Origin of the sequence: Mangrovimonas sp. CR14 (genome assembly GCF_011764015.1) — a bacterium.
Lineage (GTDB): Bacteria > Bacteroidota > Bacteroidia > Flavobacteriales > Flavobacteriaceae > Mangrovimonas > Mangrovimonas futianensis.
The window spans coordinates 606,664-618,642 of the sequence record NZ_JAAFZY010000002.1 but is presented as its reverse complement, the minus strand read 5'-3'; the positions used below and the strand labels follow the sequence as shown (position 1 = coordinate 618,642).

General features: G+C 35.4%; 14 protein-coding genes. 10 read left to right on the top strand and 4 right to left on the bottom strand.

Annotated features, from left to right (window positions below):
* The coding region (locus GZ212_RS05985) for an OmpA family protein (protein WP_166958125.1) at positions 1 to 614 on the top strand (614 nt) is incomplete at its 5' end.
* A gap of 63 nt (positions 615 to 677) precedes the next feature.
* Here GZ212_RS05985 and GZ212_RS05980 read toward each other — a convergent pair.
* Complete coding sequence (locus tag GZ212_RS05980) at positions 678 to 2,222, bottom strand: ribonuclease E/G (RefSeq protein ID WP_053971048.1); 1,545 nt, start codon at positions 2,220 to 2,222, stop codon at positions 678 to 680.
* 302 nt (positions 2,223 to 2,524) lie between these two features.
* Complete coding sequence (locus GZ212_RS05975) at positions 2,525 to 2,824, bottom strand: HU family DNA-binding protein (RefSeq protein WP_304438205.1); 300 nt, start codon at positions 2,822 to 2,824, stop codon at positions 2,525 to 2,527.
* A 126-nt stretch (positions 2,825 to 2,950) separates the two neighbouring features.
* Here GZ212_RS05975 and mutY point away from each other — a divergent pair, with 126 nt between their 5' ends.
* From mutY to gldD, 4 genes are all read left to right on the top strand, one after another.
* Complete coding sequence (gene mutY, locus GZ212_RS05970) at positions 2,951 to 4,006, top strand: A/G-specific adenine glycosylase (RefSeq protein ID WP_166958123.1); 1,056 nt, start codon at positions 2,951 to 2,953, stop codon at positions 4,004 to 4,006.
* Between the two features lie 71 nt (positions 4,007 to 4,077).
* Positions 4,078 to 4,527, top strand: a complete 450-nt coding sequence (locus GZ212_RS05965) for a single-stranded DNA-binding protein (RefSeq protein ID WP_166958121.1) — start codon at positions 4,078 to 4,080, stop codon at positions 4,525 to 4,527.
* Positions 4,528 to 4,554: 27 nt separating this feature from the next.
* Positions 4,555 to 5,859 carry a gliding motility-associated protein GldE gene (locus GZ212_RS05960; protein ID WP_053971052.1) on the top strand — a complete coding sequence of 435 codons (1,305 nt, stop codon included), beginning with the start codon at positions 4,555 to 4,557 and terminating at the stop codon, positions 5,857 to 5,859.
* Complete coding sequence (gene gldD / locus GZ212_RS05955; protein WP_166958119.1) at positions 5,859 to 6,443, top strand: gliding motility lipoprotein GldD; 585 nt, start codon at positions 5,859 to 5,861, stop codon at positions 6,441 to 6,443. The genes GZ212_RS05960 and gldD overlap by 1 nt, the downstream gene beginning before the upstream one ends.
* Before the next feature lie 50 nt (positions 6,444 to 6,493).
* On the opposite strand, the gene GZ212_RS05950 is transcribed toward gldD, so the two are convergent.
* Entirely contained in the window at positions 6,494 to 7,024 is a 531-nt protein-coding gene (locus GZ212_RS05950) for a heavy-metal-associated domain-containing protein (RefSeq protein ID WP_166958117.1), read from the bottom strand.
* Positions 7,025 to 7,111: 87 nt separating this feature from the next.
* On the opposite strand from GZ212_RS05950, the gene GZ212_RS05945 reads away from it, so the two are divergent.
* Positions 7,112 to 7,990: a DMT family transporter gene (locus GZ212_RS05945; protein ID WP_166958115.1), complete on the top strand. Its 879-nt coding sequence runs from the start codon at positions 7,112 to 7,114 to the stop codon at positions 7,988 to 7,990.
* Between the two features lie 40 nt (positions 7,991 to 8,030).
* Here GZ212_RS05945 and GZ212_RS05940 read toward each other — a convergent pair whose 3' ends face one another.
* Positions 8,031 to 8,759 carry a hypothetical protein gene (locus GZ212_RS05940; protein ID WP_166958113.1) on the bottom strand — a complete coding sequence of 243 codons (729 nt, stop codon included), beginning with the start codon at positions 8,757 to 8,759 and terminating at the stop codon, positions 8,031 to 8,033.
* Positions 8,760 to 8,908: 149 nt separating this feature from the next.
* On the opposite strand from GZ212_RS05940, the gene GZ212_RS05935 reads away from it, so the two are divergent.
* From GZ212_RS05935 to GZ212_RS05920, 4 genes are all read left to right on the top strand, one after another.
* Positions 8,909 to 9,361 (top strand): DUF4199 domain-containing protein, encoded by a 453-nt coding sequence (locus tag GZ212_RS05935; RefSeq protein ID WP_053972083.1) that lies wholly within the window; start codon positions 8,909 to 8,911, stop codon positions 9,359 to 9,361.
* A 98-nt stretch (positions 9,362 to 9,459) separates the two neighbouring features.
* Entirely contained in the window at positions 9,460 to 9,942 is a 483-nt protein-coding gene (gene rplU, locus GZ212_RS05930) for a 50S ribosomal protein L21 (RefSeq protein WP_053971057.1), read from the top strand.
* A gap of 24 nt (positions 9,943 to 9,966) precedes the next feature.
* Entirely contained in the window at positions 9,967 to 10,227 is a 261-nt protein-coding gene (gene rpmA / locus GZ212_RS05925; protein ID WP_053971058.1) for a 50S ribosomal protein L27, read from the top strand.
* A gap of 134 nt (positions 10,228 to 10,361) precedes the next feature.
* Entirely contained in the window at positions 10,362 to 11,945 is a 1,584-nt protein-coding gene (locus GZ212_RS05920; RefSeq protein WP_166958111.1) for a tetratricopeptide repeat protein, read from the top strand.
* Positions 11,946 to 11,979 lie beyond the last annotated feature (34 nt).

Genomic DNA, 11,979 nt, shown 5'->3' with positions numbered 1-11,979 from the left:
ACAGCCAGAGCGGGGAGCCATTGCAGGGAGCCAGCGTATCTGTATACGATGACCAGGGGAGCATGTTGCTTACCCAGTTGACCGATGCAGAAGGAAAGGCAACCTTCTTGGTAGAGTGCGACAAGCAGTCTGGTCTTGAGGTGAGCATGGACGGTTATGAGAGCGAAAAGGTAAGTGTTGCCGGTACATTTGATGAATCGACTACTGTAGATGTGGCCCTGGATCCGATCGAGATGATCGTTGCAGAGGACCAAGTGGTACTGAACCCTATCTACTTTGAGTTCGACAAGTCAAACATCACGCCAGAGGCCGCCTTTGAACTTGACAAGTTGGTACAGGTGATGAACAAGTACCCGGATATGGTGATCAACGCGACTTCACATACGGACAGCCGTGGATCTGCCTCATACAACGAGAGATTGTCAGACAGACGTGCCAAGACGACCGTACAGTATGTGATCTCCAAGGGCATTGATGCCTCAAGGATCACCGGTAAGGGTATGGGCGAGAGCGATCCAAAGGTGGATTGCGGAAGCAACTGCAGCGAGGAGGAGCACCAATTGAACAGAAGGTCTGAGTTTATCATCACCACTGGAGGTCCACAGGACCAATAGGGAGATGGAGAACCCAAACATAAGAGCATAAAAAAAGCCCTACCAAACGGTAGGGCTTTTTTGTTATCTGATTTCTTTACCATTTTTATCTAAAAAATGATATTCTAAATATGTGTAAGCATCTCTAGGTAAAATTTTCACCCATTTTTTGTGTTCAAAAAACCATTTTGAACGTACTGATGGAAATCCTTTTGTTAAAAAGGCTGCTATAAAAGGGTGTGTGTTTAAGGTTACCTTTTTATAGTCTTTTTTAAAGATTTGTTCTAAATCGTGGGTGATCTTTTGGACTAGAACAATTGGTGCTTCAACTTCTTCGCCATTAGTGCCGTTAGGATTTTCCTCACGGGTTTTAATGTTCATTTCAGGTCTTACACGCTGTCTTGTAATTTGTACCAATCCAAATTTACTTGGAGGTAATATTTTGTGTTTTGCCCTATCATCTTTCATTTCTTCTCGAAGATGATTGTAAAGGGTCTTTCTGTTATCAGCTTTTGTCATATCAATAAAGTCAATGACTATGATACCACCCATATCACGTAATCTTAATTGCCTGGCTATTTCTGATGCCGCAATTAAATTGACTTCCAACGCTGTTTCTTCCTGGGTTTTAGCTTTGTTAGAACGATTTCCACTGTTCACGTCTACCACATGTAGTGCTTCAGTGTGTTCTATTACTAAATAAGCTCCCTTGGCCATAGAGACAGTTTTACCAAATGAAGTTTTGATCTGTCTTTCTATCCCAAATTTTTCAAAAATGGGTACATTGGATTGATGTAACTTAACTATAGATTCTTTCTTAGGTGCAATTTCTTGCACATAATCTTTGATTTTAATGTAAAGCTCCTCATCGTCGATATGAATGTTTGTAAATGTGTCATTAAACATATCTCTCATAATTGAAGAGGCTTTATTGAGCTCTCCCAATACTTTACTGGGATGATGAGCTTTGTGTAATTTTTTACACATGGCCGTCCAACGACCTAAAAGATTTTGTAAATCTTTATCTAATTCGGCTACTTTTTTGCCTTCTGCTACTGTTCGTACAATAACTCCAAATCCAGCCGGCGCAATACTTTTTACTAAGCGTTTTAAGCGGTCTTTCTCTTCTCTATCTTCTATTTTTTGAGAAATAGAAATACGATCGGAGAAAGGAACTAAAACTATATAGCGACCAGCAATTGATAATTCAGAACTGATTCTAGGACCTTTCGTTGAGATAGGTTCCTTGACAATTTGTACTAGAATAGATTGGTTTGATTTAAGAACGTCGTTAATTTTTCCGTCCTTATCAATGTCCTTTTCAAATGGGAAATTCTTAAGAGAAAAATCTTTTAGTTTACCTGTGCTTACACGTTTGGTGAATTTTAAAAGAGAGGGAAGTTTTGGTCCTAAATCATGATAATGTAAAAAGGCATCTTTTTCGTAGCCTACATTTACAAATGCAGCATTTAGACCAGGAACGGCTTTTCTGATTTTGGCTATAAACACATCACCAACAGAAAAGTTATTACCCCCTTCATCTTTTTGTAATTCAATTAGTTTTCCATCTTTTAATAAGGCAAAATCAACATGTTCAGAATTAGATCGAATAATCAATTCTTTATTCATTGTGTTAATTTTTATCCATCACGCTAAGCATGATAGATGGATTAAAAAATAATTTGTTCACAGGATTTTAAATCCGTGGAGTTGGTTAAAAACGCAAGGTTTCGTTTTACTCAACTCTTTTCAAAGAACGTTTTGGTTAAAAAACCAAAAAAGTAGTTAGACAACTACTTTTTTGACTTATTTTTTCTTTTTGTGACGATTAGCGCGTCTTCTTTTTTTACGCTTGTGCGTTGCAACCTTGTGTCTTTTGCGTTTTTTACCACTTGGCATGTTGTACTCGTTTTTTTAAATTATTACTGTGTTTATTTAACTTCTACGTTAGATTTTACACCTTCTACAAATACTTTAGCTGGTTTAAAAGCTGGAATATTGTGAGCTGGTATTTTAATAGTTGTATTTTTGGAGATATTTCTACCAGTTTTTTCTGCTCTAGTTTTAACAATAAAGCTACCAAAACCTCTAAGATAAACATTGTCTCCAGCTTCTAATGAAGTCTTAACTTCATCCATGAATGATTCAACAGTTGCCTGTACATCACCTTTTTCAATTCCTAATTTTTCAGAAATTCTTGCTACTAAATCTGCCTTAGTCATTTTATTTATTTTTATTATGTTACTATTAAATTAAAAGGGTTGCAAATATAGGAATTAAATATCCAATTCTTCAAACCTAAAACACTAAAATTTAATTAAATAAACAATTATTTTTGCTTTTCGTATTTATCTTAAATGACTATCACAAAAAATTTAACCTCTTGGTATTCAAACAGTAAAAGGGATTTGCCATGGAGAAAAACAAAAGATCCATATCGTGTTTGGTTATCAGAAATAATTTTACAACAAACTCAAATCAAGCAGGGATTACCCTATTATGAACGGTTTATTTTAAGGTTTCCAAATGTTTATGACTTGGCCAATGCCTCTGAGGAAGAGGTTTTGAAATTGTGGCAAGGGTTGGGTTATTACTCTAGAGCCAGAAATTTACATGCAACAGCAAAGTATGTTGCCTATGAATTAAATGGTCAATTTCCAGAGACCTACGGTGGTTTATTAAAGCTTAAAGGTATAGGAGATTATACTGCAAGTGCCATTGCATCTATTTGCTTTGGGGAACCAAGTGCTGTTTTGGATGGTAATGTTTATCGTTTCCTTTCAAGGTACTTCGGAATTGATACGCCTATTAATACGTCCCAAGGATTTAAAGTTTTTAAGGCTTTGGCTCAAGATATTTTGGACGAAAGGGATCCCGAAAAACACAATCAAGCTATAATGGAGTTTGGAGCGCTTCATTGCACTCCAACAAACCCAAGTTGTGACACGTGCCCTTTTCAGAATACCTGTGTGGCATTTGCCGAAGGAAAGACTTCTGAGTTACCTGTAAAACTTAAAGGTAAAAAACCAGAAAAAAAGTACTTCAATTTTTTAGTTTTTCTTTCAGATAATGAAACCATATTGGAAAAACGAAAGGGTAAAGGGATTTGGAAGAACTTATATCAATTTCCATTAGTGGAAACTTCAAAAAGTTTAAAGGTTCAGGAGGTTCAAGTTTTGGTTGATCAATCTGAATTGTTATCCAACACTGTTTCTGAAATATACCTATATAATGAGGACGATATCGTACATAAATTATCCCACAGACACCTTTATACCAAATTTTGGATTGTATTAACTGATAGATTACCTGTTGAGGGCGTAAATTGGGATCTAGTTAAAAAATATGCAGTTCCTATATTAATTGGGAATTTTTTGGAGGTCTTTAATTTCCAAGAGGTTTTAAAAGAATAATAAATTTTTATTAAATTTAAAGTAGTCATAAGCAAATATGTAACTTTGCTAACTTAAATTTCAGGAAAATTATGTCAGGTACATTAAATAAAGTGATGCTAATAGGGCATTTGGGAGATGAAGTGAAAATGCATTATTTTGATGGTGGAGGTTGTGTAGGTAGGTTTCCTTTGGCAACAAATGAAACTTATACCAACAGGCAAACCAATGAGCGTGTTACCAACACCGAATGGCATAATATTGTAGTGAGAAACAAAGCGGCAGAGATTTGTGAAAAATACCTAAGTAAAGGAGATCGTATTTATGTTGAAGGTCGTATAAAAACGAGAAAATGGCAAGATGAAAACGGGAACGAAAGATATTCAACAGAAATCCAATGTACAGATTTTACGTTTTTGACCACAAAGAGTGAAAGCGAAAGACCATCTGGCGATTTTCAAAACAAGCCATCTGCACCTAAACAAGATTCACAGGTAAGTGAACCCATGATAGATGATGATAATGATGATCTTCCTTTCTAACCATATGTCTAACTAAACCATTGATAATTGGACCCTGAACCCCCGAGTTTAATCATCAATTTATTGACCGCGGATATTTCTATTGTCCTAGGTTTCGTGCTGCTTTTTATTTTGCTGATATGTTCAGCGCTGATTTCTGGTGCTGAAGTAGCATTGTTTTCCTTGAGTAGAACCGATTTGGAGGAAGGCTTTGGAGAAAAGTCCAATGCCGTTCCTATTTTGACCAAATTGCTTGAAAGACCTAAAAAATTATTAGCCACCATTTTAGTAGCCAATAATTTTATAAACATTGGTATTGTTATTTTGTTCTCTTACTTAGGGGAATTCTTGTTTGCTGGATTGATTTCTCCTGTTTTAAAATTTTTATTGGAGGTTGTTCTTGTTACTTTTTTAATCCTGCTTTTTGGCGAAATATTGCCTAAAATTTATGCAAGTCGAAATCGAGTTAAATTTGCTTCCTTTATGTCTTATCCACTTCGTGTACTGGATGTGTTTTTCTCTCCATTAAGTCTTCCAATGAGAAGTATTACATTGGCTATTCATAATAAATTAGGAAAGCAAAAATTAAATTTTAGTGTAGACCAATTGTCCCAAGCTTTGGAGCTAACTAGTGAGGAAGATACTACTAAGGAAGAGCAAAAAATCCTTCAAGGCATTGTTTCCTTCGGGAATACAGATACCAAACAGGTTATGAGGCCAAGAATAGATATTTTTGCTATCAATATTAATCAAAAATATACTGAAATTATATCGGGGATAGTGAAACAAGGGTATTCCAGAATTCCAGTTTATGAAGACAATATTGATAACATTAAAGGGGTTTTGTATGTTAAGGATTTACTTCCTCATTTAGACAAAAAACAATTGGATTGGACGACTTTACTACGGGAGCCATTTTTTGTTCCAGAGAACAAGAAGCTGGATGATTTGATGGTAGAGTTTCAAGAAAAGAAAGTGCATCTAGCTGTTGTAGTGGATGAATATGGGGGAACCTCAGGATTGATTTCTTTGGAAGATATTATTGAGGAGATTGTGGGTGATATCAGTGATGAATTTGATGATGAAGACCTCGTTTATTCCAAATTGGATAATAACAACTATGTGTTTGAAGGTAAAACACCGTTGAAGGATTTTTATAAAATTATCAAGTTAGAAGACGATACTATTTTTGAAAGTTCAAAGGGGGAAGCTGAAACTGTTGCTGGATTTGTTTTGGAAATTTCGGGAGGGTTTCCCAAATTGGGAGCAAAAATAAATTATCATGGTTATATTTTTACCATAGAATCATTAGATAAAAAACGTATTAAACGATTAAAAGTTACCTTGCCATAATGTTGAAAAATTTATTGTCCCTTGCTATATTATTTATTGTCACCTGTTCTTGTAAAGATGATCCTGTTCCAAAACCAAATGCATTTTTGCGATTGGAATATCCTGAAGCTACTTATAAAGAGGTAGATCTTAAACTCCCGTTCACTTTTGAAAAGAATACTATGGCAGAGGATGTGAAAATTAGGCAATTGGATAGCGTAACAAATAGTTTTGGTATTGATTTGAGTTATCCTAAACTAAAAGGAACCATATTTTTGACCTATAAAGGGGTAGACCAAAACAAGGACAAGTTGATCGCCTACCTCAGGGATGCCCAAAAATTTACACAAGAGCATACTAGAAAAGCTGATGAGATTTCCGAACAGGTGTATGAAAGTAAAGACCGTAGGGTCTATGGGATGTTTTATGAAGTTGGGGGTAATGCGGCATCACAGTCGCAATTTTATATTACAGATAGCATCAACCATTTTCTGACGGGATCCTTATACTTTTATGCTAAACCAAATTACGACTCCATTCTTCCTGCAGCTCATTATTTGGAAAAGGATATCAGATATATTATGGAAACTGTTAAGTGGAAATAAAAAAGCATCCATAATAGGATGCTTTAGTGTGTCTTTAATATGCTGAACTTTTAAGCTTTCGCTTTTTGTGCACAACAAGCCATTTTACAATCTTCTTTGCAAGTCATGGGTTTGTCATTTGAAGCAGTTTCTTTTTCTTCAGCTTTTTTACCAGCACAACAGTCTTTAGTGCATCCAGGTTTACAAGCCATGGTCTCAGATGAAAAGGATTCAACCTTTTTTAGGTCTTTAACCTCATATACTTCTCCAGCTTTTTTTACGGTTTCTTCAAGAGATGCAGGTGTTACTTTGGCTTCATCATATTCTACCATGGCCAATTTTTTATCAAAATCTACCTTGGCCGACTTGACGCCTTCCATGTGAGCCATTTTGTTTTCAATGGTTTTAGCACATCCCATGGCGCAGGTCATACCTTCAATGGTGAATTCAGCCTTGGCATATGTTGCATTAGGGTCAAGTTCCTTTACCTCGCTTGAAGTTTCCATTTCAACCGTTTTTACCTCTGGAGAAACATTGTCTTTACAAGAGGTTAAAAATGTTACTACAACAAGTATGGCGAAAATATGTTTTAAGTTTTTCATTTGATTAAAGTATTTAATGTCACAAAATTAAGAATTCTTCTCGGTTAATTGCCCTAAATATATGAATTTTGCATTTTGTAAAAATTGATGAAAAATTCTCAAAATAAGTGGTTTTATTTAGTGCTCCTTTCTTTAATATGGGGGACTTCATTTATCCTGATAAAGAAATCTCTATTAGGCTTGTCGGCTTTTCAAATGGGTGCCTTACGCACTATCATTACAGGTTTTTTTCTTTTCTTGGTGGGATATAAGCGTATTAAAACCATTTCATCCTCAGATTGGAAATGGCTGGCTTTGTCTGGTTTCTTAGGGTCCTTAATGCCTGCTTTTCTTTTTGCTATTGCTGAAACTGAAATTGATAGCGCTATAGCTTCCATGCTAAACTCTTTAGTGCCCATTTTTACTCTGATTATGGGCGCTTCTATATTTCATATCAAGTCTACCAAAAGGCAATTGATTGGGGTGATGATAGGATTTGTGGGAACAGCTGTTTTAATTTTTCAGGGGGCTGAATTGAATCCCGATCAAAACTATTTGTATGCGGCATTTATCATTGTGGCGACTATCATGTATGCAGCAAATGTGAATATTATTAAAAGGAATTTGCAACATGTAAAACCTCTAACCATCGCAGTAGGTAATTATGCAACCATTGTATTGCCTGCTGTTTTAGTGCTTTTGTTTTCAGGTTTTTTTGAAAATGAAAGATTGAACCATCCTGAGCTAAAACAATCACTGATTTATGTGGTTATCCTTTCTTTTTTTGGTACAGCTGTAGCAAAAGTATTATTTAACAAGTTGGTACATATGTCATCCCCAGTATTCGCTTCCTCCGTTACTTATTTGATGCCTGTTATTGCTTTGGTTTGGGGCGTGATAGATGGAGAGAAGTTTGGTGGGGTTCAAATCATTGGTTCTGCTCTAATATTATTGGGGGTTTACTTAGCGCAGAGGAAGAATAAATAAAAAAGGCCTTAAAAAGGCCTTCTCTAAACTAAAGTATTTTCTAGTTGAAGTCTTCGTCGGTAACGCCTTCGTTAAATACTACGCTTGTAAATGTAATATTGATGGATTGCATTCCAGAGACCATATCTTGTTTGAATGGAAATAAAATTCCGTCTATTTCTTTGTAGTCTGAGTAAGCTATTATGGATTTTACAGTGCCGCCTTCTACTTCCACTTTTTCCAGTAGGTGGGTTTTGGTATTGTAGAATCTGTAACTTTTAGTGGCTTCATCCAATACTTTTATTTTGTAAAGCTCTTTGTCACCTTCAGTAACGATGCCTTCTAATGCTATCTCATCACTTTTAGCATATAATTCTTGAAACAAGGTGTGCTTTCCTTTCTTTGGAGCGATTTGCTCTTCGGTTAGATCTACTTTCATTCCTTGTTGCTCAACATATCCTTTTTCACCATCAAATACTTGTTTGTTTAAAAGGCCCATGCCCTCGGCGGTCATTGCCATGTATTCTTTATTAGGTACTTTTATTTTCATTTCGGTGGAAATAATCATAGGAGCACCAGGGATAGTAACGGTTCCTTGGATTGCAGCCGTCTCAATCGATTTTAATTTCTTTTCGCCTCCAATGGCCTTAATGTATTCCTTGTACACGGTTTGGGCTGTGACGCCATTTGGGGCAGCTTTAATTTCTGGAGCAGTTGTTGGTGTTGCTTCCTGAGCTTGTAAATTGAATCCTAAAAAGGCTATAAGGGCTGTAAAAACTATTTTTTTCATGTGTTGTTTATTTTATTATTTGGCTATTGGTATGCAAGTTATGATTTATGTTACAACTATGTAGCTAAATGTAAATAAGTTCATAAAGTTTTTAATAAATGACATTTTTTTCGGAAATTGAATGGACAACTAATTAAAAATCAAACAAAATGGATTCTTCCTTGTCAGTTTCGGTAAAATATGGATTCTTTATTTCATTGGGCCTAATCGGCTATTTTTTGATTCTTCGTTTGTTCGGGTTGCATCAAAATATATGGTTACGTATATTAAATGGAGCGATTATGGCCTATGGCTTATATGCCGCCATCAAAAGTTATAAGTTGGCGTCTGGTATGGAATTTAATTATACGGAAGGGTTCAAGACTGGCTTGTTTACTGGTTTTATTGGGACTTTTCTATTTATGATTTTTATGGCCATTTATCTTTTTCATTTGGATCCAGAATTTATGAATAGCATTCTTCAAAAGTTTTTAAATGGTAATTACGGTGGAGGTATGTTATTGTTTATCATTCTCATTGAAGGTTTTGCTTCAACTGTGGTGCTTACCTTATCGTTTATGCAAATTTTCAAAAACAGCAAGAAAATAGGTCAATTTGAATAAAACGTTTGTAGATTAATTATTTAGCAGTATATTTGCACCCGCCTTAGCCAGCTGGCAGGCACATTTTAATTTAAATTAATTAACATAAACGTTACGCTATGTACGCAATTGTAGAGATAGCAGGGCAACAATTTAAAGTTGAAAAAGACCAAAAAGTGTTTGTTCATCGTTTAGCTACCGAAGAAGGTAAAACAGTATCTTTTGATAATGTTTTGATGGTAGGAGACGGAGACAAAGTAACTTTAGGCGCCCCAGCTATAAACGGAGCTCAAGTAGGAGCAAAAGTTTTAAAGCACCTTAAAGGTGATAAAGTTATCGTTTTCAAAAAGAAACGTAGAAAAGGTTACCGTGTTAAAAACGGTCACAGACAAGCATTAACTGAGATTGTTATTGAAAGTATCGTTGCTTCAGGTGCAAAACCAGCTGCTAAAGCTGAGAAAAAAGTTGAGGCTCCTAAAGCTGAAGCTTCTCAAGATTTAAGTGCTTTGACTGTTGCTGAATTAAGAGAAATGGCGAAAGCTAAAGATATTTCAGGATATTCTTCAATGAAGAAAGCTGAATTAATCGAAGCTTTAAGTTAATAACCAAAATAAAATCGAAATAAAATGGCACATAAAAAAGGAGTCGGAAGTTCGAAAAACGGTAGAGAATCAGAATCGAAACGATTAGGAGTTAAGATTTTTGGTGGTCAAGCGGCTATCGCTGGTAACATTATCGTAAGACAAAGAGGTACTGCTCACCATCCAGGTGAAAACGTATACGCTGGTAAAGACCATACTTTACACGCTAAAGTTGATGGTATCGTGAAATTTGAAAAGAAAAAAGACAACAAGTCTTATGTTTCAATTGTTCCATTTGAAGCATAATTACAGCTCTTTTTCAATATAACTGGAAACCCTTTCAATTTTGAAAGGGTTTTTTGTTTTCTATTATTTAATGTTCTTATCATTTTTAAGTAACATTGAAACTGTTTCTTTGGATATTTTACTTTAACATATCCATGAAATTATCTCTTCCTTTAAAAGGAACCTTATCCTTGTTGCTTAGCTTATTTATCCATACTACTATTCTGGCACAAGGAAATTATCAAATGGAGCACTTGACTTCCAAAGTCTCCGAGTTTAAGGAATTACTTCAAACTTCAAAACAGAATCATGACTTGGACGGCCTCATTCAAGCTCAAAGTAAATTAGGAGATTTTTATGATAGGTTGGGCATTGCCAATGAGGCTATTAAACATTATCATGAAGCGTTAGTGAGTCAAACAATGGAAGATACTACTACCATTTATCTTAATAATCAATTGGCTTCTGTTTATATATCTTTAAAAAAGTATGGGACAGCTCAGGATTATTTGACTCGAGGATTAATGCTATCAGAAAAATTATCTTTTAACAAAGGAAAGGCAGTGGCATTGGCCCGTTCGGGAACTGTGGCCGAAAAGCAAAAGAGCTATGATCAGGCATTGGGTTATCAAAATCAGAGTTTTTTGCTTTTCGAAACCCTTAAGGATAGTACAGGAATGGCTATATGTTTGGAAAACATTGGTAGTGTTTATGAAGATTTAGAGTCTTATGATATGGCTTTCCAATATTTTCAGCGTGCGGAACAATTGGCGCAGCATAGTCCAAACAATGTTTTGATCAATATCATCAACAATTTAGGAGATTCCAAAAGAAAAAAGGGGGCATTGGAAGAGGCTCTTTTCTATACCAAGAAGGCTTTAGAACTGTCTCAAAAAACAAAAAATATTCATCAAGAGGAGAGCGCTTTAAAAGACATGGCTCGCACATATTCAAAAATGGAGCGTTTCGATTTGGCTTTAAATTATATGAATAAACATGCAGAGGTCTTTGAAAATGAAATTGAAAGAAAAAATGCCCAACAAGTTAATACGCTCCAAGTTTTATATAACGTCAAGGATAACGAAGCAAAACTGGCCTTACTGAGTAAAGAGAATGAGTTGAATAACATTAGACAAACGGTTTTATTATTGATTAGTCTGTTTGTTCTTGCGGTACTGCTAGGATGGTTTCTGTATTATAAAAAGAGGCAGCAGCAGGAATCCAATATTATTAATTATAAACAAAAATTATTGCAGGCTGAATTAGAAAGGAAGACTGCAGAAGAAGCTTCCTTGCAGCGCGAAGTAGATTTTAAGCTTTCGGCCTTAACCAATTATAGTTTGCATTTGGCTCATAAAAACAAAATGTTGAATGCCGTTTCCAAAACACTAACCAATTTGAAGGATAGAAATCAAGCTATGATAAAACCGAAATTGGAGGAATTAATAAAGGAAATAGATTTCGATTTATCTAAAGATAAGGAGTGGGATGAATTCACGGGATATTTTGAGCAGATTCATCCTCATTTCTTTCAGCGTTTGAATACTATTGCTAATCCAGAACTTTCTCCTACAGAATTACGCCTCGGCATGTTACTTCGCCTTAACTTGTCTTCAAAGGAAATTGCTTCCATTTTAAGAATTACTCCAGATAGTGTTCGAATTGCTAGATACCGCATGCGAAAAAAACTGCCACTTGATTCCAAAGAGGATATCCAGTCTTTTTTAGTGAATTTATAGAAAGTTTCCTCAAACTTAATTCAATGTTACCCCT